The sequence below is a fragment of the Arthrobacter sp. ZGTC412 genome (assembly GCF_002929215.1).
Classification (GTDB): Bacteria; Actinomycetota; Actinomycetes; order Actinomycetales; family Micrococcaceae; genus Arthrobacter.
In genome coordinates, this window is record NZ_PJII01000005.1 from 99782 (window position 1) to 125706 (window position 25925).

26 protein-coding genes are annotated in these 25925 nt (G+C 66.7%); 5 read left to right on the forward strand and 21 right to left on the reverse strand.

The genetic code is table 11. The features are described 5' to 3' along the window. Positions 1 to 67: 67 nt before the first annotated feature. Genes CXQ88_RS08725 through CXQ88_RS08735 form a run of 3 tightly spaced genes read left to right on the forward strand, consistent with a single transcriptional unit; the run spans position 68 to position 4074 of the window. The gene (locus tag CXQ88_RS08725; protein ID WP_104043773.1) at positions 68 to 1144 is read left to right on the forward strand and encodes an extracellular solute-binding protein; all 1077 of its coding nucleotides are present in this window, start codon (positions 68 to 70) and stop codon (positions 1142 to 1144) included. Positions 1145 to 1189: 45 nt separating this feature from the next. After that, the gene (locus tag CXQ88_RS08730; RefSeq protein WP_104043774.1) at positions 1190 to 2254 is read left to right on the forward strand and encodes an ABC transporter ATP-binding protein; all 1065 of its coding nucleotides are present in this window, start codon (positions 1190 to 1192) and stop codon (positions 2252 to 2254) included. Between the two features lie 23 nt (positions 2255 to 2277). After that, positions 2278 to 4074: an ABC transporter permease gene (locus CXQ88_RS08735; protein ID WP_104043890.1), complete on the forward strand. Its 1797-nt coding sequence runs from the start codon at positions 2278 to 2280 to the stop codon at positions 4072 to 4074. Here the strand turns inward: CXQ88_RS08735 and CXQ88_RS08740 are convergent, their stop codons facing one another. Then, complete coding sequence (locus tag CXQ88_RS08740; RefSeq protein ID WP_104043775.1) at positions 4075 to 5133, reverse strand: FAD-dependent monooxygenase; 1059 nt, start codon at positions 5131 to 5133, stop codon at positions 4075 to 4077. 56 nt (positions 5134 to 5189) lie between these two features. Between CXQ88_RS08740 and CXQ88_RS08745 the strand changes: the two genes are divergently transcribed. Then, on the forward strand, positions 5190 to 5729 hold the full coding sequence (locus tag CXQ88_RS08745; protein WP_104043776.1) for a TetR/AcrR family transcriptional regulator: 540 nt from the start codon (positions 5190 to 5192) through the stop codon (positions 5727 to 5729). 76 nt (positions 5730 to 5805) lie between these two features. On the opposite strand, the gene CXQ88_RS08750 is transcribed toward CXQ88_RS08745, so the two are convergent. The 3 genes from CXQ88_RS08750 to CXQ88_RS08760 all read right to left on the reverse strand — a co-directional run bounded on the left by CXQ88_RS08750 (position 5806) and on the right by CXQ88_RS08760 (position 8998). Beyond that, on the reverse strand, positions 5806 to 6999 hold the full coding sequence (locus CXQ88_RS08750) for a 4-hydroxybenzoate 3-monooxygenase (RefSeq protein ID WP_104043777.1): 1194 nt from the start codon (positions 6997 to 6999) through the stop codon (positions 5806 to 5808). 115 nt (positions 7000 to 7114) lie between these two features. After that, positions 7115 to 7858, reverse strand: a complete 744-nt coding sequence (locus CXQ88_RS08755; RefSeq protein WP_104043891.1) for an IclR family transcriptional regulator — start codon at positions 7856 to 7858, stop codon at positions 7115 to 7117. Between the two features lie 72 nt (positions 7859 to 7930). After that, positions 7931 to 8998, reverse strand: coding sequence for an FUSC family protein (locus tag CXQ88_RS08760; protein ID WP_104043778.1), 1068 nt, complete (start codon positions 8996 to 8998; stop codon positions 7931 to 7933). A 155-nt stretch (positions 8999 to 9153) separates the two neighbouring features. On the opposite strand from CXQ88_RS08760, the gene CXQ88_RS08765 reads away from it, so the two are divergent. Beyond that, the gene (locus tag CXQ88_RS08765; RefSeq protein WP_104043779.1) at positions 9154 to 9993 is read left to right on the forward strand and encodes an ACT domain-containing protein; all 840 of its coding nucleotides are present in this window, start codon (positions 9154 to 9156) and stop codon (positions 9991 to 9993) included. Positions 9994 to 10006: 13 nt separating this feature from the next. Here CXQ88_RS08765 and CXQ88_RS08770 read toward each other — a convergent pair whose 3' ends face one another. The 17 genes from CXQ88_RS08770 to CXQ88_RS08850 form a co-directional block, all read right to left on the reverse strand. After that, on the reverse strand, positions 10007 to 10927 hold the full coding sequence (locus CXQ88_RS08770) for a diacylglycerol/lipid kinase family protein (RefSeq protein ID WP_104043780.1): 921 nt from the start codon (positions 10925 to 10927) through the stop codon (positions 10007 to 10009). A gap of 81 nt (positions 10928 to 11008) precedes the next feature. Next, positions 11009 to 12382, reverse strand: a complete 1374-nt coding sequence (locus tag CXQ88_RS08775; protein ID WP_104043781.1) for an NAD(P)(+) transhydrogenase (Re/Si-specific) subunit beta — start codon at positions 12380 to 12382, stop codon at positions 11009 to 11011. Continuing rightward, on the reverse strand, positions 12379 to 12714 hold the full coding sequence (locus CXQ88_RS08780; protein WP_104043782.1) for an NAD(P) transhydrogenase subunit alpha: 336 nt from the start codon (positions 12712 to 12714) through the stop codon (positions 12379 to 12381). Before CXQ88_RS08780 ends, CXQ88_RS08775 begins: the two co-directional genes overlap by 4 nt. Beyond that, positions 12714 to 13883: a Re/Si-specific NAD(P)(+) transhydrogenase subunit alpha gene (locus tag CXQ88_RS08785; protein ID WP_104043783.1), complete on the reverse strand. Its 1170-nt coding sequence runs from the start codon at positions 13881 to 13883 to the stop codon at positions 12714 to 12716. The genes CXQ88_RS08780 and CXQ88_RS08785 overlap by 1 nt, the downstream gene beginning before the upstream one ends. A gap of 173 nt (positions 13884 to 14056) precedes the next feature. Then, entirely contained in the window at positions 14057 to 14386 is a 330-nt protein-coding gene (locus tag CXQ88_RS08790) for an MmcQ/YjbR family DNA-binding protein (RefSeq protein ID WP_104043784.1), read from the reverse strand. Positions 14387 to 14392: 6 nt separating this feature from the next. Next, complete coding sequence (locus CXQ88_RS08795) at positions 14393 to 15205, reverse strand: IclR family transcriptional regulator domain-containing protein (RefSeq protein ID WP_104043785.1); 813 nt, start codon at positions 15203 to 15205, stop codon at positions 14393 to 14395. Between the two features lie 43 nt (positions 15206 to 15248). Next, the gene (locus tag CXQ88_RS08800; RefSeq protein WP_104043786.1) at positions 15249 to 15938 is read right to left on the reverse strand and encodes a 3-oxoacid CoA-transferase subunit B; all 690 of its coding nucleotides are present in this window, start codon (positions 15936 to 15938) and stop codon (positions 15249 to 15251) included. 1 nt (position 15939) lies between these two features. After that, on the reverse strand, positions 15940 to 16638 hold the full coding sequence (locus CXQ88_RS08805; RefSeq protein WP_104043787.1) for a 3-oxoacid CoA-transferase subunit A: 699 nt from the start codon (positions 16636 to 16638) through the stop codon (positions 15940 to 15942). 3 nt (positions 16639 to 16641) lie between these two features. Next, a complete protein-coding gene (locus CXQ88_RS08810; protein ID WP_104043788.1) occupies positions 16642 to 17862 on the reverse strand; it encodes a thiolase family protein in 1221 nt (406 codons plus the stop codon). A 101-nt stretch (positions 17863 to 17963) separates the two neighbouring features. After that, positions 17964 to 18437, reverse strand: coding sequence for a 4-carboxymuconolactone decarboxylase (gene pcaC / locus CXQ88_RS08815; RefSeq protein WP_104043789.1), 474 nt, complete (start codon positions 18435 to 18437; stop codon positions 17964 to 17966). Continuing rightward, positions 18434 to 19252, reverse strand: coding sequence for an alpha/beta fold hydrolase (locus tag CXQ88_RS08820; protein ID WP_104043790.1), 819 nt, complete (start codon positions 19250 to 19252; stop codon positions 18434 to 18436). The genes pcaC and CXQ88_RS08820 overlap by 4 nt, the downstream gene beginning before the upstream one ends. Then, positions 19245 to 20708 (reverse strand): lyase family protein, encoded by a 1464-nt coding sequence (locus CXQ88_RS08825; protein WP_258061779.1) that lies wholly within the window; start codon positions 20706 to 20708, stop codon positions 19245 to 19247. Before CXQ88_RS08825 ends, CXQ88_RS08820 begins: the two co-directional genes overlap by 8 nt. Continuing rightward, complete coding sequence (pcaG, locus tag CXQ88_RS08830; protein WP_104043791.1) at positions 20705 to 21271, reverse strand: protocatechuate 3,4-dioxygenase subunit alpha; 567 nt, start codon at positions 21269 to 21271, stop codon at positions 20705 to 20707. Before pcaG ends, CXQ88_RS08825 begins: the two co-directional genes overlap by 4 nt. 4 nt (positions 21272 to 21275) lie before the next feature. Further along, entirely contained in the window at positions 21276 to 22148 is an 873-nt protein-coding gene (gene pcaH, locus CXQ88_RS08835; RefSeq protein ID WP_104043792.1) for a protocatechuate 3,4-dioxygenase subunit beta, read from the reverse strand. 39 nt (positions 22149 to 22187) lie between these two features. Beyond that, positions 22188 to 24065 carry a bifunctional sugar phosphate isomerase/epimerase/4-hydroxyphenylpyruvate dioxygenase family protein gene (locus tag CXQ88_RS08840; protein ID WP_104043793.1) on the reverse strand — a complete coding sequence of 626 codons (1878 nt, stop codon included), beginning with the start codon at positions 24063 to 24065 and terminating at the stop codon, positions 22188 to 22190. After that, positions 24065 to 24946 (reverse strand): shikimate dehydrogenase, encoded by an 882-nt coding sequence (locus CXQ88_RS08845; protein WP_104043794.1) that lies wholly within the window; start codon positions 24944 to 24946, stop codon positions 24065 to 24067. The genes CXQ88_RS08840 and CXQ88_RS08845 overlap by 1 nt, the downstream gene beginning before the upstream one ends. A 143-nt stretch (positions 24947 to 25089) precedes the next feature. Continuing rightward, the gene (locus CXQ88_RS08850) at positions 25090 to 25917 is read right to left on the reverse strand and encodes an IclR family transcriptional regulator (protein WP_104043795.1); all 828 of its coding nucleotides are present in this window, start codon (positions 25915 to 25917) and stop codon (positions 25090 to 25092) included. Between the last annotated feature and the right edge of the window lie 8 nt (positions 25918 to 25925).

The window sequence follows — 25925 nt, forward strand, 5'->3', positions numbered from 1 at the left end:
TTTCGGCGTGCCCGGCTATAGGCTGGCCGGACATGCTCCGATTCCAGTCCAGAAATGAGTCCTGATCGTGCGTAAATTGCAGACTTTGGTTGCCGCGGCCGTTGCCGCCACCCTTCTCGCCGGATGCGGCGGGGGCACAGCAACACCAGCGGCCTCCGGTGAAGCCTCCTCGTCTCCGGCGGGAGGTTCAGGGGAAACCCTCGTTGTCTACACCAACTCCAATGGCGAAGGCCGCGGTGAGTGGTGGACCAAAAAGGCTGCCGAGGCCGGCTTCAAGATTGAGATTGTCGGTGCCGGCGGCGCAGACGCCACCAATAAGCTGATCGCTGAGAAGAACAACCCCATTGCGGACGTAGCCTTCGGGCTGAACAACATGTACTTCTCGCAGGTCAAAGCCGAAGACGCCCTTGAGCCTTACGAGCCTGCCTGGGCCGGGGAAGTCGACAAGGAACTTGGCGACGGGGAGACTTACTGGCCGCTGGTCAAGCAGGCCATCCTCCTGGGCTACAACTCCGACAAAGTCTCCAAGGACGCCGCCCCGCAGGACTGGACTGACCTTTGGGCAAAGGACGAGTTCAAGGCCCGCTACGAGCGCGTTACCGGACTGGGCACGGCCACAGCCCAGCTGGTCTTCGCCGGCATCCTCAGCCGCTACCGGGACGACGCCGGCGATCTTGGCATTTCTGACGAAGGCTGGAAGCAGGTGGAGCAGTACTTCCAGAACGGCAGCCCCGCGGTCGCCAAAACGGACCTCTTTGCCCGCATCGCCTCCGGCGAAGTGGACATGGGCCAAATGCCGTCCTCGATCATCGCCGAGCGTGAAAAGTCCTTCGGCGTTAACGTTGAGACTGTAATCCCGTCCGTCGGAGTTCCGCTTGCCGTAGAGCAGATCGCCCTGGTTAAGGGCACTGAGAAGAAGGAACAGGCCCAGAAGTTTATCGACTGGTTCGGCAGCGCCAAGGTACAGGGCGAGTTCGCAAAGCAGTTCAATTCCATGCCGGTGAACAAGTCCGCCGAATCGGAGGCCAACCCCGAGGTGGTGGCCTTTTTCGCGGACCTCAAGCAGCAGGACATCGACTGGGAATTCGTACAGCAGAACATGGGCGCCTGGGTAGAGAAGATCGAGCTCGAGTACATGACGTAGCCCCCGGTCTCCAGCCATCCCACCCGCTTCCCAGACAGGTTTGCCATGATCCGCTTGGACAACATCAAAGTGACCTTTGGTGATTTCACCGCCATTCCACACCTGGACCTGCACGTCCGGCCCGGCGAGTTCTTCACGTTGCTGGGCCCGTCAGGATGCGGGAAAACGACGGCGTTGCGCACCTTGGCGGGTTTCATCCAGCCGTCCGGGGGAACCGTCCATGTGGACGGCAAGGATGTCACGCGGCTTCCGAGTGACAAGAGGCAGGTGGGCATGGTGTTCCAGAACTATGCCCTGTTCCCCAGCATGAGCGTGTGGGAGAACATCGCGTTCGGGTTGCGGGTGCGGAAGGAGAAGCCGGCGGACAGCGACCGCCTGGTGCGTGACATCGCCGGGCGCGTGGAGCTCAGTGATGAGCAGCTGTCCAAGAATGTGGCGGAACTGTCCGGAGGCCAGCAGCAGAGGGTGGCCGTGGCGCGTGCGCTGGTGCTGCGGCCCAAGATTCTGCTGCTGGATGAGCCCCTTTCCAACCTGGACGCGAAGCTCCGGCACCAGCTGCGGCAGCAGCTGAAGGACCTGCAGAGCCAGTTCGGCATCACTACCGTCTACGTCACGCACGACCAGGACGAGGCACTGGCGATGAGCGACCGTGTGGCTGTTTTCAACAAAGGCGTCGTGGAGCAGGTGGGCACCCCGCAGGAGATCTACGATCACTCGGCCACCGAGTTCGTGTGCAACTTCATCGGGGATAGTTCCGCGTTGACGCCTGAGTTCGTAACGGAGCTGAACCGGCTCACAGGGGCGGGGCTCAGCACGGACGCCAAGTCCTATCTCCGGGTGGAAAAGGCGTCCCTGAACCCGGCGGCGGACGGAAGCGCCGCCGTCGGACTTCCCGGCACGGTGGCCTCCCGCACCTACCACGGCCTCCACAGCCGCTACGTGGTGCGGAGCCATGGCGCAGAGATCCGTTTGCTGGTGAAGGAAGACGGCGGCGCGCACCCCGAGCCCGGCACGGAAACCACCGTCTACGTACAGCCTGCACACGTGCTGCAGTACCATCCCGGGACCGGTGCCGCCCTGACCCGGGAAGACCAGGCGGTACCCCTGTGACGGGCGGGACACCGGCCCGCAGCATGGCCCGCTCCCCCTTTGTTCTGATCGTGGGGGTTGTGCTGACGTGGTTCATCGCGGCATTCCTGGTGTGGCCCAACGTCAACGTCCTGATTGCCACCTTCTTTCCGGACGGCAACTTCTCCGGACGGGCGGCTGAGAAGCTCCTCTCCTCGCAACGAGCCATGAAAGCACTGGGAAACAGCTTCCTGCTCGCGGTGGCCTTGTCCGTCACCGTGAACCTGGTGGGGATTTTTATTGTCCTGGTGACACATTACTTCCGAATCCGTGGCTCCAGGATCCTCTTCCTGGGCTACGCCTCCACCTTCATCTACGGCGGCATCGTGCTGGCCGCCGGCTACAAGTTCATCTACGGGGACAAGGGAATTGTCACGTCGCTGCTGGTGAAGGTCTTCCCTGCCATGGACCCTGGGTGGTTCTCCGGTTTCTTCGCGGTTCTGGTGGTGATGACCTTCGCCACCACCACCAACCACATGCTGTTTGTGGCAAACGCCCTGAAGGGCATTGACTACCAGACCGTTGAAGCAGCAAAAAACCTCGGCGCTTCAACCTGGACCATCCTGCGGCGGATTGTGCTGCCCATGCTCAAACCGACACTGTTCGCTGTGACCATCCTGTCCTTCCTCACCGGCCTCGGTGCGCTGAGCGCCCCGCAAGTGTTGGGCGGGCGGGATTTCCAGACCATCACGCCGATGATCCTGACCTTTACGAACAGCCCCACCTCTCGCGACCTGGCGGCACTGCTGGCAGTCATCCTGGGCGTGGCCACCATCCTGATGCTCGCTGTGATGTCCCGTCTCGAAAAAGGTGGCACCTACTTTTCGGTGTCAAAGGTTTCCTCCGCCCTGCAGAAGCAGGACGTCACCAACCCGGCGGCCAACATAGCCGTCCACGCTGTGGCCTACCTGCTCTTTGCTGTGTACACCCTGCCGGTGGTGCTGATCGTCCTGTATTCGTTCGCGGACGGTGCCGCCATCCAGACCGGACACCTTACGCCCGGAAGCCTGACGCTGGACAACTACGTACGCGTCCTCACCCAGCAGTCCGGGCTCCGTCCGTTCGTCGTCAGTGTGGTCTACAGCGCCCTGGCCGCCGTGATCGCCGTTGGCGGCCTGCTCTTCGTGGCCCGGCTGCTGCAGAAGTACAAGAACTGGGTGGCCAATGTCTTCGAATACCTGCTGCATATTCCCTGGATCCTGCCGTCGGCGCTGCTGGCCCTGGGCCTGATCATCAGTTACGACCACCCGAATCCATTGGTGGGCGGGGCAGTACTCACCGGAACCACTGTCATCCTGTTGATCGCCTTTGTCACCGTGAAGATCCCTTTTACGCTCCGCATGCTTAAGGCTTCCTTCGCCTCGGTAAATTCGTCGCTCGAGGAAGCGGCAGCCATCATGGGCGCCAAGACCCTCTACGTGTTCCGGCGGATCCTCCTGCCGCTGGTACTGCCGGCGGCCGCCGCCATCGCGGCCCTGAACTTCAACAGCCTGCTGGACGACTACGACACAGCCATCTTCCTGGCCCACCCGCTCGTCCAGCCCCTGGGCCTGGTGATCAAGGCCAATACGGACGGGGCCGAAGGCGTGCAGGGTGTGGCCAACACCTTCGTTTATACCGTGCTCCTGATGATCATCACTGGCGTGACCATGTACCTGGTCTACGGCCGGACCCGCCGGCAGGGGTCAACGAAGAAGGGGCCGGGGGGCATCCCGCCTGCCGCACCGGTCGCAGGCACCGCCCACGCCGGCGTCCCTACTTCGGGTGAGGACACCGCGCAGCCGGCAGTCACCGTTCGTTGATCAGCCGCCGGAACTGCTGTCGACGGCGGCGCGAGCCTGCCGGCATCGGGCCAGCCCCAGCAGCCGGTCACGGAGCGGCTGGGCACCGTCCGCGAGCGCGACGCGCCCGAGCGCCGAGGACGCCAGGCTCAGGGCCCGAGTCCGCAGCCGACGCTGCTGGTCGTAGGCACGCAGTGCCTGGTCTTCGGGCAACGTATTGAGCAGGTCAGCGAGTGTCACCGCGTCCACCAACGACTCACAGGCGCCACGCCCCAGGGTAGGCATCATGCCGTGTGCGGCATCGCCGACCAGGACGGCCCTGCCGCGGACGAAGGACTTGAGATGGGGAACTGTCCAGATCCGCTGCACCAGTGAGTCCTCCGGCGTAGCGGCAGCCAGCACCTGCCTGATGGCTGGCGAGTGCCCGGCATAGCGCCCCCGGGCCTCCTCCAGGACTGCCGCTACGTCGATGCCATAGGGGCCAAGTCCGGACCGGTAGCTGGCGTACCAGAACATACCGCCGTACGAGGCGGCCATACCGAACAGGTCCCCGCGGCCCCAGTACTCGCCGACCGAGTCGGGGCTGACCCGGGAAGGCAGGGTCCCGCGCAGGGCGAGGTAGGGTGTGAGCTTGGCAGCGGTGCGGGCACCCCAGGCCTCGCGGCGGACCAGGCTGTGCACGCCGTCGGCCCCTACCACCAGGCCGCCGTCGGCGGGAAGCGCCCGAACATGGCTCGTGACCCGGCGCACCGCCACGGGCAATGCTTCGTCAAGCAGCCGCAGCAGGTCAATCCGGGAAATGGCAAACATCTCGCCGCCGTTGACGGTAACCCACGGCTCGCCGGAAGCGGCGTTCCGGACCGACCCGCTGCCAATCAACGGGCCGACGGCCCGCGCCTTCTCAAGCACCCCCATCCGGTCCAGGGCTCGTTGCGCGTTCGGCCACATTCCCAGCGCGGTACCGACAGTGGGCAGCCCGGGGCGCTTCTCGTATACGGTCACCTCGAAGCGGTCCTGGTCCAGGCAAGCAGCCAGTGCCAGCCCTGCTATTCCCCCACCAACAATCGAAATGGATACCATGCCGGCAATTCTACTACTTTTGTAGTAGTTAGGAAGGGGTCAATTACACTGGGCCCATGCCTGACCGCCGCACGGAATTGATGGATGCCGCCCTGGCCGTCGTGGCGGACAAGGGAATGAAAGGCCTTACCCACCGCGCGGTGGATGTTTCGGCCCAGCTGCCCGAAGGCACCACTTCCAACTATTACCGGAGCCGCGCCTCCCTCGTCGAAGCGGTGCTTGGCCGCCTACTGGAGCTGGACGCCGCGCTCCTGCAGGATCAAGGACCGGCCGGTCCGCCGCAGAACATTGACGAGCTGGCAGGTCAGCTTGCCAGTCTGGTGCTGGCACTTGCCGGACGGCATGCCGGCCTCACCCGCGCCCGGCTGGCCCTCTCGCTGGACCGGCCCGAGGCAGTAACTGCCGGGCACTTCCGCCTGGTGGGCAGCCTGCAGCAGGCGGTAGCCGCATTGGGAGTGCCCGATGCCCCGGCCCGGGCGCGGGATGTGGCGGACTACGGTGACGGTGTTGTGCTCCATCTGCTCACCGTCAGGCGGGACGAGCAACCTGACGCTGCGGCCATCGCCGCGGCGATCCGGCGGCTGCTGTCTCCCTGAGGCGTTCCCCCTTGCGACGGCGGCCTGTCGCCACCGCCCGCGTCAGCCCGCCGTCGTACTGCCTGCCTTCTTACTGCTAGGAAACGGCGCCCGGCCAGCCGGTGTAAGCCTCGGCAAGATAAGCCATTCCATGTTTGGAAGACACCACAGAGTGCAGTTCGCCGAGCTGGCGGGCGCGGGAGAAGTCGTCCGCCTCGGCGGGGGTGTGCAGCATGGTGGTCATCCAGTACGAGAACTGCTGCGCCTTCCACACCCGCTCCAGCGCGCGGTCGCTATAGGAGTCCAGCAGCACGTCGGAACCGGAGTTGTAGTGGCTGTCCAGCCCTTCGAAGAGGACCTTGACGTCATGGATGGCCAGGTTGAGGCCCTTGGCACCGGTGGGCGGCACGGTGTGCGCGGCGTCGCCGGCGAGGAACAGGTTGCCGTGGCGCATGGGAGTGTGGACGAAGCTCCGGAACGGCAGGACCATTTTCTCGATGACCGGCCCTTCCTTGAGCTCGAAGCCGTTCCCGTTGACCCGGCTGCGGAACTCGGCCCAGATCCGGTCGTCATCCCACTCTGCGACGTTTTCTTTGGGATCGCACTGGAAGTACATCCGCTGGACCGTCTCGGTGCGCTGGCTGATCAGGGCGAACCCGTTGGCCGAGTTGGCGTAGATCAGCTCATCGGAACTGCGCGGCGCTTCCGCCAGAATGCCGAACCAGGCGAACGGGTACTCGTGGAAGTACCACTTGCGGTTCGCCTCCGGGATCTGGAACCGGCAGTGGCTGCGGGATCCGTCGGCGCCCACCAGGAAGTCCGCCTGGATTTCGAACTCCACGCCCTCCGCGTCGGTGAACCAAACTTTCGGCTTGCCCTCAAGGTCGTGGACGGAAGTGTCCGTGACGCTGTAGCGGACGTCGCCCCCGTCGGCCTTCCTGCGCGCGGCGAGGTCCAGGAAGACGTCCGTCTGCGGGTAAAGCCACACAGACTCCCCCACCAGCTCCTTGAAGTCGACGCGATGGCTTTCGCCGTTGAAACGCAGCTCGATGCCGTCGTGCCGGTCGCCGTCGCGCAGCACCCGGTCCGAGACTCCGCTGTCCATCAGCATGTTCACGGTCCCGTGCTCCAGGATGCCGGCCCGGACGGTTTCGGAGATCTCTTTGTGGCTGCGGACTTCGATGACTGTGGATTCGATACCGGATGTGGCCAACAGGTGGGAGAGCATCAGCCCTGCGGGTCCGGCTCCCATGATGGCCACCTGGGTGGTGATGATCTTCCGTGCTGCCATGACTGGTCTCGCTTCATTGCGGGGCTCCGCTGAGGCGGTGCCGGTTGGTAGGTCTGGCAATCAGTGTGCAGCACGGGAAGTGATCGCCGACACGGCGATTCCGTTGAATGGGAAGTTAGGAATCCGCTAGACGCCGGGCGATTCCCCGGGCAGCGGTCTGCAGTGCGGGCACCAGCGCCTGCAGGCGCATCTCCTGCAGGGGCACCACGACGCCGAGCGATGCCACCGCGTGCTGCCGGCGGTTCAGCACGGGAACGGCGATCCCCCAGGTGTCCGGATCGACAATGCCTTTGAGCTGGGCGAAACCCTGACGGGCAGTTTCAGCGAGCAGTGCACGGGCCTGGTCCCTGGTGAGTTTCCCGTCTGGGTCGGCGAACTGGTCGAGGTATTGGCCTTGGAGCGCCTTGTCCTGGTGGGCCATCAGCGCGAGCCCGGCGGACGAGATGTGAATTGGCATCCTGCCAGCCACCTGCGCACGGTTGGCCACCGAACCCCGCCGGGACAGCCTCTCCACGAAAAGCGCCTCCCAGCCGTCAAGCACTGCCAGGTTCACGTTCTGGTTGAGGACCTGCTGGATGTCCTCCATAAACGGCATCGCCGCCTGCCGCAGCGCAAGCGTGGGGGACGTCCGGTTGACCAGTTCCCACAGCCGGAGTCCCGGCCGGACCGTGCCGCCGGGGCCGGTTTCCAGGAGCCCGTGTCCGGCGAGTTGGCGTACCAGCCGGTGGGTTGTGGTGAGGGGAAGGCCCGCGCGTTCTGCAAGTTCCGAGAGCTGCAGGGTGTGGACGTCCTGCGGGAAGGCAGCGATCAGTCGGACGATCCTGTCCACCACCGAATCGCCTGAGGCGGAATTGGCCACCACGCACCCCGTTTCCGTTCAATGGGACGTTTCCAGCCTACCCTCGCGACAACTAGGCGGCTGGGGCACCCGCTAGTGTGCCGCCGTCGTACGTTCCCGAACACGGCGCCATACTTCCGGCGCCAGCACCACGGCGATCCCGACGGCAGCCCCGATAACGGTCTCGATGATGCGGTCCCGGAGCAGGATCGCGGGCGGTGACGGGACCACCAGAAGTGTGGAAATCAGGGCCAGGGGTGTGACGAAGAGCTGGGCCAGCAGGTACTGGCGGATGATGAACATTTCCGCGCCGAACTGGCACAGCGCCATCACCAGCACTGTCTGCCAGGGCTCCAGGTTCAGCAGCACAATCCCGGCCAGGATCACCAGGCCCAGGACTGTACCGATGATTCGCTGGATGCCCCTGCGGACGCGATGCCTGGTGGTGTGCCCCACCAGCGGCACAACGGCCGCCACCATGGCCCAGTAGTTGTGCCCGAAGCCCAGCAGCTGGCCGGCCCAGGTCGCCAGGGCGCCGGCAAGCCCTGCGGCTATCAGGTAACCGAGGCCCTCCAGCCAGGCGGCCCGCTTCTCGTTGGACGTGCGGCGGACCGGCCGGGTCCGGATCCAGGGGGTCCGGTGGCTGGGCAGAATCCGGGACGAAAAGCCAACCAGCAGGCAGAACGCCGTGGTGAGGACGGCCACCAGCATGGCCTGCCACAGGGGTGGCTGGTTGGGAATGGAGGCGATGGCCGCGAACGCGAAGATATGGAACAGCGAGCCGGCCGGGCGCATCCGCCACCAGGAGATGATCAGTGAGCAGGCACCGGCCACCAGCGTGGTGGCGGGAACCAGGAGCCATGCCGTGCCGGCGCCGTCCAGCTCCAGGGACGCCGCCACGCGGGCAGACAGCGTGGCCAGCAGGATGACCGCGAGCATCAGCAGTCCTGCCCGGAGTTGCAGTCCGAACCGGGCCCCGTGGGGTTCACCACGGCCATAAATTCCAGTGAAGGCGCCGAAGGACGCAAAGATCGCCAGGTCCAGGCGGCCCAGCAGAACCAGCGTGAGGAGCGGAACGAAGACGCCCACGGCGCACCTCAGCGCCGGGTGGTGGTCCTTGTTGCCGGGACCGATGCTGAACATCTCAGCGAGCAGCTTCACGTGGGGCGCCTTCCTGCGGGTGGCCTTCTGACGGGCGGCCGCGCTGACGTTCCTGCTAAATCCTACGGTGCAGTCCGCCGCAACAGCCCCCGGCGTTCCCATGAATGGAACCGCAGGGCAACACCGCTGAAACAGCACCACCTGATGCTTGAGGCATGAAGCCTCCCGAACGGAACACACCCTCCGCTGAATTGAGCTGTGAAGTCTGTGGCCTGATGCCGGAACCTCCCAAGGCGCGACTGACCCTGGCCAACGTGGCCGTGATGCTGCCCATCGAACTCCTGGTCCACGCCCTGGTGGTGGAAACCCACCTGCCCTACCTGGCCAAGGTCCTGGTGCTCACCCTTACCGCCACGGTTCTGGTGATCTGGGTGGCCGAGCCCTCGGCTGCCCGGATGCTGCGCGGCTGGCTGCACGCGCCGGCGCTGAGCCAGCGACGGAAGCTGGGGGCGGCGCCTGCGCTCTGGCGGGCCCGGACTGTACTGCGCGACGAGCCCGGTTACCTGCAGAAGGTCACCCAGGCGCTTGCCCGTACGGGGGCCAACATCCTGAGCATCCACGTCCATCCGGTGGCGGACGGGGTGCTGGACGAGTTTGTCCTCTCGGCGCCGGGGTACCTCGGCGAGCGCGCGCTCCTGGAGGCACTGCACGACGGCGGCGGCACCCGTTCGCACGTCTGGCCCACCACCGCGTTGGCCATGGCAGACGGGCAGACCAGGGCACTTAGCCTGGCGGCCAGGATCGCGGACGCACCCGATGAGCTTCCGCTTGCGGTGGCTGAGCTGCTCCGGGCGCGGATCCTCACGCCGGCAGAAGCCGCCTTGGAAAAGCACGAGGCCGGCACGCGGCTCAAAATCCCCACCGCCTGGCACGGCCCCATTACCTTCGTCCGGCCCGGGGAGCCGTTCACCCCCGCCGAGTCGGCCCGGGCCCACCGGCTCGCAGAGCTCGCCGAGATCCTGTCACACCAGCCGGCGGCGGGGTTTCCCAAGTAGCTCGCATGTTGGGTTACATCCGGATGGTCAGGGCGCCCGGGTCCATGGTCATCAGGACGTGCTTGCCCTTGCCCTCGTGGTCGCCGTCCAACTGGTAGTCATCCTTGTGTTCGAGGGTGATCTCCACGGTCTTGCCCTGGTAGTACTCCACGGCGGTGTCCTTGCCCCGGCCCTTGCCGATCATTCCGGTGACCACCGAGAGCCAGCCCAGCCGGCCATGGTGGGGGGCCAACACCGCGACGTCCAGCAGCCCGTCATCCATCTTGGCCTCCGGGAAGATCTCCAGGCCGCCCTGGACCTTGCCGCAGTTACCCACCATGACGCTGCGCACGCCGCGGCGCACTGCCCGTTTGCCGTCGATCACGATGGTTGCCTTGATCGGCTTGCCCGGCAAATTACGGATACCGGCGTCAACGTAGGCCAGCCAGCCCACCTTGTGCTTAAGGTCCTCGTTGGTATCGGCCATGATGGTGGCGTCGTACCCCACACCGGCCATCACCAGGAAGAGCTGCTCCTTTTCGGGGTCGCTGCGGCGGGCGCGGACGACGTCGATCTTCCGCTCCGTGCCGATCAGCGCGCCGGCCATGGCGCCGTCGAAGTCGGTAACATCCATGCCGAGGTTCCGGGCCAGCAGGTTTCCGGTGCCTAGCGGAAGCAGCCCCATGGGGACTTCGCCGCCGGACAGGACCTCGGCCACACAGCGGACTGTCCCGTCCCCGCCGGCGGCGATGACGATGTCAGCCCCCTGCGCGAGGGCTTCCTTCGCCTGGCCGACGCCGGGGTCCTCCTTGGTGGTTTCCAGCCAAATGGGCTCGCCCCAGCCGTTTTCGACACAGTGCTTTGCGACGAGTCCGCGTACGTCGATGTCCACCGGCTTGGCAGGGTTGATGATGATGGCTGCGCGCTGGGGGGCAGTGGAGCTGTTGGCAGTCATGGCGTCCTCTGGTGGCGAATGGAAAGGGTGCTTCTCAAAGAAGAGTAGCTTGCCTGCTCGCGGCCAGACAGCGGCAGGCGGCTAGAGGGTCTTTACTGCTCCAAGAACCTGGGCAAGCGACTCCTTGGCGTCGCCGAAGAGCAGGGACGTCTGGGGCTCGTAGAGCAGGTCGTTCTCAATCCCCGCGAAGCCTGGCCGCATGGACCGCTTCAGGAACACCACCTGCCGGGCGTCCGCGACTTCCAGGATGGGCATCCCGTAGATGGGCGACCCGGAGGAGGTCTTGGCTGCGGGGTTCACCACGTCATTGGCACCCACCACCAGCGCCACGTCGGCGGTCTTGAACTCCGGGTTGATCTCGCCCATCTCCTTCAGCGATTCGTAGGGCACATTCGCCTCGGCGAGGAGCACGTTCATATGCCCGGGCATCCGGCCGGCCACAGGATGGATGGCAAAATCGACGTCGATGCCGCGGGCTTCCAGTGCCAGGGCCAGCTCCGCAGCGGTGTGCTGGCCCTGCGCCACCGCCAGGCCATAGCCGGGCACAATGATCACGCGCTGCGCGTAACCCAGGAGCACGGCGACGTCCTCAGCGCTGGAGGACCGCACCGGACGCTCGCTCATGGCGGTGGATCCCGCCGTCGAACCTCCCCGGAAGGCGCCGAACAGGATGCCGGCCACGCTGCGGCCCATCGCCGCTGCCATGGCGCGGGTGAGGATGGTGCCCGAGGCGCCCACCAGCGTGCCCGCCACCACGAGCACCACGTTGCCCAGCACCACGCCGGACGCCGCCACGGCCAGGCCGGTGAACGCGTTCAGCAGCGAGATGACGATGGGGACGTCGGCGCCGCCCACCGGCAGCACCAGGAGGACTCCGGCGAGGAGTCCCAAGACGAGGAGCAGCACCGCGAGCGCGGCAGAGCCCGACATGATGACGGCGACGCCGGCCGCCACCGCTGCGAGCAGCACTGCGGCCATCACTGCTGGAAGGCCCCGGAAGACCACTGGCCGCGTGGTCATCAGTTCCTGCAGCTTCGCGAAGGTGACCCCGGACCCGGCAAACGAAACGGCCCCGACGAGGAGGGTGAAAACGATGGCCAGGCGGACCCAGGGATCGTCCGCATGGCTGAGTTCCAGGAGTGCGACCAGGGCCGCCGCACCGCCGCCCACCCCGTTGAAGAGCGCCACAAGCTGTGGCATCTGGGTCATTTTGACCCGGCGGGCTACCGGGGCGGCCACCACTGTGCCTACGGCTATCGCGGACAGGATCCAGGGGATGTTCTCCAGCCGCGAGGACAGGAACACGGTGACGACGGCGATCAGGGCGCCCAGCGCGCCGATCAGGTTGCCCCGGCGTGCGGTCCTCGGGGAACTGAGTCCGCGCAGGGCAAGGATGAAGAAAACGGCCGCGGCAAGGTACAGGAGAGAAGTCCAGACCGGGTCAAGGAGGGTCACTTTCCGTCCACCTCCCCCGTTGCCGCTTTAGTGGCGGCCTCTTTACCGGCCAATTGTTTGCGCGCGTGGAACATGTGCAGCATCCGGTCGGTCACCACAAATCCGCCCACGAGGTTGGCGGTGGCGAGGACGACGGCGAGGAGCGCCACCGCGAGCATCCACGGGTCCGTTGCCTGGCCGGCAACAATAATGGCACCCACCAGGATGATTCCGTGGATGGCATTGGCGCCGGACATCAGCGGCGTGTGCAGGGTGCTGGAGACCTTGGAGACCACCTCGAAGCCCACAAAAACTGCCAGGACCGTGATGGTCAGCAGGCTCATCCCGTCCATCAGAGAATCCCTTCCCGCCGGCTGCCGGCTCTCGCGGCCAGCAGTTCCGCGGTGGGTCGGTGCCGCACCGCGCCGTCATGGGTCAGGCAGGCACCTGCCAGCACCTCGTCGGCGAAATCGGGGGCCAGTGCGCCGTCCCGGATCATGAGGGCCAGCAGGTTGGCGACGTTTTTGGCGTACAGACGGGAGGCGTCGTACGGCATTGCGGAGGGCGCGTCCTTCAGGCCCACGAGGGTTACGTACCCGGAACCGTCGGCCGTGAGGATGGGAATGTCCTGCCCAGGCACAGCCCCTTCGACGTTGCCGCCGGACTCGGCGGCGAGGTCGACGACGACGGACCCGGGCCGCATGCCCTGCACCATCTCAGTGGTGACCAGGAGCGGGGCGCGCCTGCCCGGGACGGCCGCCGTCGTAATCAGGACGTCCGCCTGGGCCACATGCGGGGCGAGCAGCTGCCGTTGCCGGGTGCCGGCGTCGGAGCTGAGCTGGCGCGCGTAACCGCCCGCTGCCTCGGCGGTTTCAAGGTCCAGCCGGATGAAGGTCCCGCCCATGGATGCAACCTCGTCTGCCGAGGCGGGCCTGATGTCGTTGGCGAAGACGCGCGCGCCGAGCCGTTTTGCGGTGCCGATGGCCTGGAGGCCGGCGACGCCCGCCCCGAGTACCAGGACCCGGGCGGGCGGGACGGTGCCGGCGGCGGTCATGTACAAAGGGAAAAACCGGGGCAGCCGGATGGCCGCCTCCAGGACGCAGCGATAACCGGCCACCAGCGCCTGGGAGCTGAGGGCGTCCATGGACTGGGCACGCGAGATGCGGGGCACCAGTTCGAGGGCGAAGGATGTGACGCCGGCTTCGGCAAGTGCTTGGACGGTGGGCAGTTCGGACGACGGCGATGCCAGCCCCACCGTGACCGCTCCCCTTTTCAGGGTGGCCACGGTTTGCGGATCAAGCGGCCGGACGTGCGTGAGGACATCCAGTTGGGCTTCATCAAGTTCCGGGACGATGCTGGCTCCGGCCTGGCGGTAGTCGGCGTCCGGGTGCCCGGCGGGTGCACCCGCGCCCGCCTCGAGGAGTATTTCCACGCCCAGTGCCGCCAGTTGCTTCACCGTTTCCGGCGTGGCGGCCACCCGCCGTTCACCCTCACGGCGTTCCCGCGGTATGCCCAGTTTCACCGCCGACTCCAATCGCTGCACGAGTCCGGCAGCGCTGCCCTGCTGGGCCCTACCCTGGTTCCTGAATCCGCGGGCTTCGCGGAGCGGCGCTGCTGCACGTAGTTGGCTAGAGTCTATGGCCCGCACCGCTGCGGCGGGAGTAGTGCGCGGGCTTGGGTGGCAAACAGTTACCTTTACTGGTCCCCCGGCTGGCGGTGGCTGCCTCCCCCTCCCGCGAGCCGGAAGGAATCCTCCAGCAGTTCCGCCAGCAGCTTCCCATCGATCCGGTCCAGCCTGACCAGGACCAGCTGGGGAGAGCGCTCGTGATGCGGAGTCCAAAAGAAAGTTTCCGGCTCGGTTCCGGCCAGGGCCTCGCGCTCTTCCGTTTTGACCGTGAGGACTCCGGGCTCCCAGATCCGGGCCAGCAGGGTCTTGGCGAACCACGCGGGCTGGCCCCAGCTCAGCCGCTCGGTGACGCCCGGCAGCGCGAGGGCAGTCTTTCTAACGTCGTCTTCGGTGACCATGAGCGACTATCCCCGGGCGGTGAGATCCGCTGAAACGAGTTTCGCCGTCGCCACGATTTCCTGCGCAAGGGCGGCGAGGTAGGCGTCCGGGTCCGGCTGCGCTGCCACGGACTGGGCCTGCAGGGACACGTTCACCGCCGCCACCACCTTGGATCCGTCATAGACCGGAGCCGCCACGGACATCAAGCCCAGCTCCAGCTCCTGGTCCAGCAGGCACCAGCCCTGCGCGCGGACGGTTTCCAGGACGGCGAGCAGTTCCTTGACCGTTCCCAGGGCGCGCGGAGTCAGCGGCTTGATGTCTGCAGCGGCGAGGTAGCCCTTCAGCTCTGCCGGCGGCAACCCGGCAAGGAGCACTCGGCCCATGGAGGTGGCGTAGGCCGGGAAGCGGGTACCCACTGTGATGCCGACATTCATGATGCGGCGCGTGGTCACCCGGGCGATGTAGGCGATATCCGTTCCGTCCAGGACGGCGGCGGACGTGGATTCGCCAAGCTTGAGGGACAGCTCCTCCAGGTGCGGCTGTGCCAACTGCGGCAGCGACAACCCGGACAGGTACGCGTACCCCAGCTGAAGCACCTTGGCCGTGAGGGCGAACGTCTTGCCATCGGTACGCACGTAGCCCAGCTCCACCAGGGTGTGCAGGAACCGCCGTGCCGTGGCCCGCGTCAAATCGGTCCGGGCCGCCACCTCGGTGAGGGTCATGACGGGGTGGTCCGTGTCGAACGCGCGGATCACGGCGAGCCCGCGCGCCAGCGACTGGACGTACTGGTCGCTGGCCTGCGGGGCAGGCTGGTTGTCTGTACGGACGGCGTCGGTCATGGTTACCAATCCTAGGTGGCGGCGACAGACTCAGGTTCCGGGCTCATGCACCGACGGCGGCTGCGGCCTTCAGCGGCACGGGCACGAGTTCCTGGAGCTCCTCCAAAGTGCAGCCGAAGGTCTCGCGGACGGTGACACCGTCGGGTCCGGTGAGGAAGACTGCCTTGTCGGTGTACACGCGGGTGACGCAGCCGACGCCGGTGAGCGGGTAGGTGCAGGCGTCCACGATCTTGGAGGCGCCTTGTTTGGTCAGGAGCGTCATCATCACGAACACGTCCTTGGCGCCGGTGGCGAGGTCCATGGCACCGCCGACGGCGGGGATCGCACCGGGTGCGCCGGTGTGCCAGTTCGCCAGGTCACCGGTGGCCGAGACCTGGAACGCGCCCAGGACGCAGATGTCCAGGTGACCGCCGCGCATCATCGCGAAGGAGTCCGCGTGGTGGAAGTAGGAGGCGCCGGGGAGTTCGGTGACGGGGATCTTGCCGGCGTTGATCAGGTCGCCGTCGATTTCGTCCCCTTCGGCTTCCGGGCCCATGCCGAGCATCCCGTTCTCGGTGTGGAGCGTGATGTTCTGTTCCGCGGTGAGGTGGTTGGACACCAGCGTGGGCTGCCCGATGCCCAGGTTCACGAAGGATCCCGGGGCGATGTCACGGGCCACGAGGCGGGCGAGGTCGTCACGTCCCAGGGGTGTGGCCGAGGTCTGGATGGACGTTTCGTTGGACTGGACGCTCATGTCAGGCCACCTTCTCTGTTGTGCCGGCGGCCGTGCCGGCGGCCGGTACCCGGACCACGGTGTTGACGTAGATTCCCGGGGTGACCACGTTTTCCGGGTCCAGCCCGCCGGTGGGCACGATCTCGGAGACCTGGACGATGCTCTGCTTGGCCGCGGCGGCCATGATCGGCCCGAAGTTCCGTGCGGTTTTGCGGTACACGAGGTTGCCCTTGCCGTCGGCTTTGAGGGCCTTGATCAGGGCAACGTCGGCGTGGATGGGTGTTTCGAACACGTGGCCGCGGCCGTCGATGATCCGGGTTTCCTTGCCCTCGGCCAGCATGGTCCCGTACCCGGTGGGGGTGAAGAACCCGCCGATCCCAGCCCCTGCGGCACGGATCCGCTCGGCCAGGTTGCCCTGCGGCACCAGCTCGAGCTCGATCTCGCCGGCCTTGTACTTGGTGTCAAAGTGCCACGAGTCGGACTGGCGCGGGAAGGAACAGATCATCTTCCGCACCCTGCCTTCCTTGATGAGCAGCGCCAGGCCCTGGTCGCCCTGCCCGGCATTGTTGTTCACCACGGTCAGGCCGGAAGCGCCGCAGTCCATCAGCGCGTCGATCAGTTCGAACGGCTGCCCGGCATTGCCGAACCCGCCGATCATCACGGTGGAGCCGTCCTTGATCCCGGCCACGGCCTCTTGGACCGAATCTACAAAGTTCAGCATTGCTTAGGCCTTTCCATTGGAAGCTGTGACGTTTTCGAGGACGACGGCGAGGCCCTGGCCGACGCCGATGCAGATCGCCGCGACGCCCCAGCGTTCGCCGGAGGCCTGTAGGGACCGGGCGAGGGTGCCGAGGATGCGGGTGCCGGAGGCACCCAGCGGGTGGCCCATCGCAATGGCCCCGCCGTGCCGGTTCACGATCGTGGGGTCGATGTCCCAGGCGTTGATGCAGGCCAAGGACTGCGCGGCGAACGCTTCGTTAAGTTCGACGGCGCCCACCTGGTCCCAGCCGATGCCCGCCTTCGCCAGGGCCTTGTTCGCCGCCTCCACCGGGGCGAACCCGAAGTACTGCGGATCGTTGCCGTGCGCCCCGCGCCCCGCGATACGAGCCAGCGGGTCCAGCCCGAGCAGCCCGGCGGCACTCTCGGATCCGATCCAGGCCGCGGAGGCGCCGTCGGACAGCGGGGAAGCATTCCCGGCCGTGACCGTGCCACCCACCTCAGCACCCTCAGGTTCGTTACGGAACACCGTCTTCAACGCCGCCAGCTTCTCAGCCGAGGAACCCGCGCGGATGCCCTCATCCCGCACCAGGTCAGTGCCCGGCACCGGGGCGACGAGGTTGTCGTAGAACCCCTCGTCCCAAGCGGCGGCGGAGAGGTTGTGCGAATCGGCGGCGAACTGGTCCTGCTGCGCGCGCGTTACGCCGTACTTCTCGCGCAGCCGCTCGGTAGCCTCGCCCAGCGAGATGGTCCATTCCTTCGGCATCGCCTTGTTCACCAGGCGCCAGCCCAGCGTGGTGGAGGCCAGGGTCATGTCACCGGCCGGGTAGGCCTTCTCCGTCTTGGGCAGCACCCACGGGGCTCGGGACATCGACTCGGCCCCGCCCACCAACATCAGCTCGGCGTCGCCGGCGTTGATCTGCCGTGAGGCGATGATCGCGGCGTCCAGCGACGAGCCGCAGAGCCGGTTCACCGTGGTGCCCGGAATGGACACCGGCAGGCCCGCCAGCAGGGTCCCCATCCGGGCGATGTTGCGGTTCTCTTCGCCGGCGCCGTTGGCGTTGCCGAACACCACCTCGTCGATCCGCTCCGGATCAAGCCCGGGGGCGCGCTTCACGGATTCCCTGATCACGTGCGCGGCAAGGTCGTCCGGGCGGACGGCCGCGAGGCCAGAGCCAAATTTGCCGAACGGGGTGCGCACGGCGTCGTACACAAAAGCCTGGTTCATGGTGCTCCTCTAAATCTGTCTGCGGGCCCAACTAGCTAGCAGTTAACGTCGTCATTCGCGCGAATGAGGACGTCAACTGCCCGTCAGTTGGGTGGGGGGCGCTAGTGGGGTGGGGCGGGGGTTTCGTCGGTGGGGGTGTGCGTGGTGTCCAGCTCACGGAAGACCTGCTGGGCGGTTTTGAAGGCGCTGTTGGCGGAGGGGACGCCGCAGTAGATGGCGGTCTGGAGCAGGATTTCCTTGATCTCGTCCCTGCTCAGGCCGTTCGTGAGTGCCGCGCGGATGTGCATGGCCAGCTCTTCCCAGTGCCCGTGAGCCACCATCGCGGTGATGGTGACGGCCGAGCGCATCTGCCGCGTCAGGCCCGGGCGGGTCCAGATGCCACCCCACGCGATCCGCGTGATCATGTTCTGGAAGTCCTCCGTGAACTCGTCCTTGTTGGCGTTGGCGCGGTCCACGTGCGCGTCACCGAGGACCTCGCGGCGGACCACCATGCCGCCGTCGTAAATCTCCTGGCCGGTGGCCCCGGGCTGGACCACGCCGTGCCGTTCGGCGCCCTGCTGTTCCGTGCCGCTCATTCGCTTGCTCCCCGTGATTCGGCCCAGGAAAGAAGCCCGCGCATCAGCTCCGCCACGTGCGCAGGCGCCTCGGCGGGGGCCAGGTGTGCCACACCCTCGAGCGTGACAGCCGTGGCGGTGCCGCCGCCGGCGGTGATGCCTGCCGCCACTTCCTCAGCGAACGACGGCGGGGCCACACCGTCGAGCGCCCCTGCAATAACTTGGGTGGGGACGCTGATGCTGCCGAGTTCCTCGCGGACGTCGAAGGCCGCCAGGGCTTCGCAGCAGAAGGCGTAGCTGAAGCGGTCGGCGTCGCGCAGGGCGTGCAGGAGGCGGCTGCTCAGCTCGGGCTCGCGGTCCATAAAGCCCGGGGCAAACCAGCGCTCCGCCGAGCCCTGGATCATCACCGGTGTTCCCTGGCTGCGGACCGTTTCGGCGCGCTCCAGCCACCCCTCCGGCGTGCCCAGCTTCGCACCGCTGCACTGCACGGACAGGCTCTTCAGCCGCTCACCGTGTTTGATGCCCAGCTGCAGGCCGGTGGCCCCGCCCAGGGAGACCCCGGCGTAGTGGAAGGACTCGCCTGGGGCGATCGAGTCGAGAAGGTCCACCACCGAGTCAGCCAAGGCTGCGACGTCGAACGCTTCCGTTGCGACAGGTGAAACGCCGTGGCCGGGCAGGTCCCAGGCCACAACATCGAAGTCGTTGCCCAGCAGGGAAGCAGCGCGGTTCCACAGGATGGACGAGGTGCCCAGGGACGGGCCCACCACCAGCAGGGGGTGGTCACCCAAAGGCCGCTGGGGCGACAGGAGGGCGGCTTTCAAGGCAGGTTTAGCCACGGCGGGCTCCGTTCGGGTCGGTATCTGCAGATGCTGAAAGGACAAAGTCCGGATAGGCGGCGAGGATGCGCCGCAAAATCTCCGCGGACTCGCCGAGGTAGCTGGCAGGGCTGAGGAGTTCCTCCAGCCGGAGATCCGTAAGAACCCCAGCGGGGACAGCTTCGCGGAGCAGCTTGCGGTACGTGGCTGCCTGCTCCGCGGGCGGCGCCTGCAGGGTCCGGTCCACCACGGCCTGGAGTTGCTGCTTTCCGTTGCGGCCGCCCCTGTCCTCAAGCAAAGGCGCGACGGCGGCACCCACCCCCTCAGCCAGGAGCAACGGACCGGCAAGGTTCAGGTTGCGGCGCATGGCGTCCGGGAAAACCTGCAGCCCCTCGGCGAGCTCCCGGATGTGGCTGGCCGCGCCGAGGGCCAGCGACAGGAGCTGGCGGAGTGCGGGCCACTCGGTGTGCCAGGCGCCGTCCGGGCGTTCGTCGTTGAAGTTGGCGGCGGCCAGGTGCAGTTGGGCCACCAGTTGGGGTGCCTGAAGCGCGGCGCTGCGGACCAGCACGGACAGTACGGGGTTCTGTTTCTGCGGCATGGCCGAGGAAACGCCGCGGCCGGCCGCCCGCGGCTCGGCCAGCTCACCAACCTCCGGACGGCTCAGGAACAGAACGTCCGCGGCGATCTTGCCGAAGGAATCCAGCACTGCGGCAAGGCCATGGCCCAGCGACGTGACGGCCAGCCGGTTGGTGTGCCAGGGTGCGGCAGCAGCGGCGAGGCCCAGCTGGGATGCCACTGCATCCGCCAAGCTGAAGGGCGTCGCCGGTGAACCGGAGGTAAGGACGGTCCCTGCGGCCAGGGTGCCGGCAGCACCGCCGAACTGCACCGGAAACTCCATATTCTCCAGGTGCCGTCCAGCGGCAGCCACGCCGTGGAACCACTGCGCCGCCCGAAGCCCGAACGTAAACGGCAGGGAATGCTGCGTCAGGCTCCTGCCCACGCACAGCGTGTCCGCATGCTGCTCCACCAGGGCGGCGAGCGCCGTCGTGGTGCCTTTCAGGTCGGCCAGCAGCGCCTCGACGGTGTTCCGGGCAACCAGCATCAGCGCCGTGTCCAGCACGTCCTGGCTGGTCAGCGAGGTGTGCACCGCTTTTCCCGCCCCGGCACCGGAGGTATCCAGCGCCGCGACGTGCTCGCGGAGGTCTGCCAGCAGCGGGATCACCGGGTTGCCGCCACCCTGCGCACGGCGTGCGATGTCGGCGGCATCGTAGCGGCCAGGCTCAGCAGCGGAAGCCACGACGGCGGCGGCACCGGCAGGCGCCAGGCCCGCCTTCTCCAGCACGGCAGCCCAGCCGGACTCGACTGCGAGGATTGCTGCCAGCACTGCCCGGTCCCCCGTCAGCGCCCCCACCAACGGCGACGCCGAGACAGGGCTGAGCAGGCCGACGTCGCCCACTAAACTGGCCGCTTCGGTCACTGGAAGTCCAGGAAGACTGTCTCGCCCTCACCCTGAAGGCGGATATCAAAGGTGAGTCCGCCGTCGGCATCGCGGCGTGCGATCAGGGTCTGACGGCGTTCCGGCTCCAGCGAGCTGAGCAGCGGGTCATTGGCCAGCGCCTCCTCGTTGTCCGGCAGGTAGATGCGGGTGAAGAGGCGGTTGGTCAGGCCGCGGGCGAAGAGGGCCACCGAGATGAACGGCGCGGCGCCCGGCTTGGTGGGGCCGGGGTTGACAGTGGTGAAGGTGAACACCCCGCTGTAGCCCACGGAGCCGCGGCCCCAGCCGGTGAAGGTGTAGCCGTCCCGGACCAGGGAACCGGTCTTCTGGACGACGTTGCCCTCGGAGTCGGGCTGCCAGATTTCCAGGATCGCGTCCGGAACGGTCTCGCCGGCGCCGTCGTACACGGTTCCCTGAAGGCGGATGGAGCCCGGGGAGCCGGGGGCCAGGAGTTCGTTGTCCTTCTCGAACGGCAGCGCGTAGCCGTAGAAGGGGCCCACGGTCTGGCCGGGGGTGGGGACTAGCTGGGTGGTCGGGTTGCTCATGTGCCTATTCCTCATCGCCTTCTGCGCCGAGCGCTTCGTTTTCGGTCCAGGTCCGCTTGGGGCCGGTCAGGACGATGTCCCAGTTGTAGCCCAGCGCCCACTCCGGCTCCGTGAGGGTGTGGTCGTAGTTGGCCACGAGACGATCGCGGGCGTCCTGGTCCACGATGGTCTGGTAGATCGGATCCAGCGGGAAGAGCTGGTCCCCCGGGAAGTACATCTGGGTAATGATGCGCTGGGTGAACTCGGTGCCGAACAGCGAGAAGTGGATGTGGGCCGGGCGCCAGGCGTTCAGGTGGTTCTTCCACGGGTACGCGCCGGGCTTGATGGTGGTGAACCGGTAGGAGCCGTCCGGGCCGGTGATGCAGCGGCCGATGCCCGTGAAGTTGGGGTCGATCGGGGCCGGGTGCTGGTCGCGCTTGTGGATGTAGCGGCCGGAAGCGTTGGCCTGCCAGATCTCCACGAGCTGGCCTGCCACCGGGCGGCCGTTGCCGTCCAGGACCTTGCCGGCCACGATGATCCGCTCACCCTGGGGTTCGCCGTTGTGCTGGATAGTCAGGTCCGATTCCAGGGCGTGCACGTCCTGGTGACCGAACGCCGGGGAGTACAGCTCGATGGTTTCCGGGTCCGTGTGGTGCAGGCTCTTGGTGGGGTGCCGCAGGATGCTGCTGCGGTACGGCGGGTAGTCCAGCCGGGGCTGGGTCTCGGCCGGAGCTCCGTCTTTGAGGGCCCGCACATAGGCGTCGCCGAGGGCGTTGATCTCTGCACTGAGATCAGCCTGGGTCTCGACGCCGCGGTTCTGTGGCAGGTGCGCGGCGTGGGGTTCGGCGGCCTGTACGAGCTCGTCGGTCTCAGGCTGGGTGTTGATGTCCTGCGGCACGGCTGGCTCCTTTCGTGAGGTGGTTTCTATGGGTGTGGTTCAGTTTCGGTGGAGCGAGTCGTATTGGACCGCGTGGCGCACGGGAGCGTTAGGCGCCCCGTAGCCGTCGTAGTTGCCGCGGCGTTCCACCATCTCAAAGAACACACTGCCCACGGTGGCGGTGTAGAAATGGAGGAATTCGCCGTCGGCGTCCCGGTCATACAGGAGGTTGAGCTCCTGGAGCGTGGCCAGGAATCCCGGTTCAAGGTCGAAACGGGCGTCCAGGTCCTCGTAGTAGTTGGCCGGAATCTGCAGGAACTCAAGGCCCCGGTCCCGTGCGGACCTGGCCGCGGACACGAGGTCGTCCACCGCGAACGCGATGTGTTCCTGGTACGTCTTGTGCGCCCGCTGGGCCGGTGCCTGCTGGTTGGGCGCGAGGTTCAGGACCAGCCGCACCGCGCCGTCGGAAGTCTGCATGACCTGCGAGCGCACCAGTCCGCTGGGGCTCGGCACCTCCGCGAACGGCTGCGGTTCGAGGGCCAGTGCGCTGGTGTAGAAGAGGACGGCTTCGTCGAAGTGCTGCCAGGGCTGCGCAAGGTTCACGTGGTCGATGACGGCGCTCCGCCCGGTGCTGCCGTGTTCAAGCCCCTCGCCGAACTCATGGGTCCAGGCGGCGGTGCCGTCGGGGCTGCCCTGGCACAGGAAGATTTCCGTGGAGTCCGGCGCGGAGATGCCTTGGAAGACTTCCTCGTCCGCCTGGACCTTACGGGCCACCACGGGCGCCTTCAGCTGCTGGGCCCGTGCGGAGGCAATCACCGGGGAATCGACGTCGAACCCCAGGGCGGCGATCGCCGGCTCCGAGTCCGACGCCGCCTGCTCGTTGATGATGACGCGGGCTTGGCCCATGCTCCAGAGCTGGACGTCCTTGGTGCGGTGCCGTCCCTCGAAGGCGAAGCCGAGCTGGCCCAGGAGTTTCTCGAGCTGCGCCGTGTCATCGGCTTTCACCTCGGCGAAGTTGAAGCCGGCCGGTTCGCTGACCTTGGGCAGCGTGGCGAGTTCCATGGGATAACGACGGCGGGAGGCGGCGCTGTTGCCGGCCGCGCCTTCCGCCGAGGTGCCGGCGAGCCACTTGGCGCTCTGTTCCTCGAGCCAGATCAGGGACCGCATGGCGTCCACGGCGGTGCGCTCAACGTCTGACTGGCGGAAGACGTCGTTGAAGACTTCGAGGGAAACCGGGCCGGTGTAGCCGGCGCGGACCACGTGGCCCATGAACTTGGCGAGCTCGAACTGGCCTTCGCCGGGGAAGACCCGGTAGTGGCGGCTCCATGACAGCACATCCATGGAGAGCTTCGGGGCGTCCGCCACCTGGACGAAGAAGATCTTCTCCGCATTGATGTTTTCGATGGGCGCAGTGTCCCAGTCGCGGGAGAGGATGTGGAAGGAGTCCAGGCAGGTGCCGAAGTTGGGGTGGTCCACCATTTCCACCAGCCGGTATGCGTGCTCGTAGTCGTTGACGTATTTGCCCCATGCCAGGGCTTCGTAGGCAACCTTGACGCCGTGGTCCCCGGCCAGCTCCGCGAGTTCGGCGAGCTGGGACGCGCGGAGGTCATCGTTGTCGATGGTCGCTGTGGCCACGTTAGAGCAGACCAGGATGGTGTCCATACCCAGCCGGGACATCAGTTTGAACTTTGCCTCGGCCCGCCGGAGGTTGGCCTTCAGCAGGTCCGGGGTGACGCCGTCGAAATCCCGGAACGGCTGGTAGAGGTCCAGGCCCAGGCCCAGGTCGGCGGCCATTGTGCGGACGTCTTCGGGGCCCAGCGGTGACGTGACCAGGTCCTGCTCAAAAATTTCGATGCCATCGAAACCCGCGATGGCGCAGGCCTGCATTTTTTCCTTCAACGTGCCGGACAGGCAGACGGTGGCGATTCCGGTGCGCATCAGGCAGCCACCTCTTCGGCTGCCACGAGTTCCAGGAAGTGGCTGCGCATGCGGTCCGGGTCTGGTTCCAGACCGGTGAAGATGCGGAAGGCGTCGGCTGCCTGGCCCACGGCCATCCGGCCGCCGTCCAGCACATCGCAGCCCTTGGCCCGGGCAGCCAGGACCAGTTCGGTGTCGATGGGGCGGTAGACGATGTCGGCCACCCAGTGGCGGGACTCCAGCAGGTCAAGGTCCAGCGGGACACCGGGGTGGGCGGCCATGCCCACCGGGGTGCAGTGCACCAGTCCGTCGGCAAGGGGCATCAGCTGCGGCAGCTCCGCCGTCGTACGTGCTGTGACGGTGCTGTTCGGGAAGAAGCCTGCCAGTTCCGCTGCCCGTGCCGCACCGCGGGCCGCGTCCATGTCCACCAGGTCCAGGTGGCGGACCCCGGCGGTGAGCAGGGCGTAGGCCACTGCGGATCCGGCGCCGCCGGCCCCCAACTGCACCACGCGGTCCAGCCCGGCGCCGGGCAGGCCTGAGGCCAGGGCGGCGGCAAAGCCGGAAAAGTCAGTGTTGTGGCCAACAAATCGGCCGTCCTGGATCACCACGGTGTTGACAGCCCCGAGCCGCAGGGCGTCCGGGGACACCTCATCAAGGTGCTGCAGGACCAGCTGCTTGCAGGGGTGGGTGATGTTCAGGCCGTTGAAGCCGAGGCTGCGGGCACTCTGGAGCAGCTGGCCCACGGATTCGCCGGGCAGGCCCAGTTCCAGCAGGTCGATGGGCCGGTAAAGGTAGCGCAGGCCCTGCACATCCCCTTCACGTTCGTGCATGGGCGGGGTGAGTGACGGCAATACACCATCGCCGACCAGTCCCACCAGGTAGGACTCAGTTCGATTACTCATCCGTGCAGCTCCTTTGATACGGCACCGGGCGGTTGCTGTAGAGCCTGCTGCCAGGTGATGGAAATTACGATACATGATTTGTTCACTGACCGCACTAGTGTTCGACATACGAACGCGGCACTGCGAAGGCGAAAGCTGCGCTCTCACCGCTGCGGCAGCCTGGCAGCAAGTTCCGCCGCGGCTTCCTGCAGCAGGGGGACGTGCGCCTCAAGCTCCTCGAGATTCAGGCGGAACACCGGGACGGCCGTGGCCAGCGAGGCGAACGCGTGCCCCTGGTCGTTGAACAGCGGGACCGCGACGGCGCGCATGCCGGTCTCGTTCTCCTCATCCATCACCGCGAACCCCTGGCGCCGGATCTTTTCGATTTCGGCCCGGAAGGCGTCCCGGTCGGTGATGGATTTTTCCGTGAGCGGCTCGAGCGGAAGTTCCGCCAGGAGCTTTTCCCGCTCCGAGTCCTCGGCAAATGCCACCAGGGCCTTGCCGACGGCGGTGGTGGAGAGCGAGCCCAGGTGGCCGGGGTCGCTGGTCACCCGGAACATCTTCGGGCCGTCCACCTTATTCACGGTCAGATGGTGGTGGCCGTCGCGGACACTGAGGATGGTGGCCTCCCCCGTCTGCCCGGTTACCCGGCGGAGCACGGGCATCGCAGTCCCGGCGAAGCCGTGGTGGTTGGACACCCGCTGCCCCAGCTGGAAGATCCGGAGGCCCAGGTGGTACCGGCGGCCCTCCGCCTCGTAGTCAACAAAGCCGTCCCTGGTAAGAGAGCCAAGGAGGCGGTAGGTGGTGCTGAAGGGCAGTTGGGCCCGGCGGGAGATCTCCGCCGCACTCGCACCCTTCGGCTCATCCCCCAGCAAAACCAGCAGACCCAGGGCTTTGCCCACCATGTCGGTCCGGTCCGCAGACCGCCCCGCCTTGGGAGGAGTTTCGTCTTCAGCGACGTCATCGGCTGCTGTGGCTTGGTTCACACTCATACTTCGAT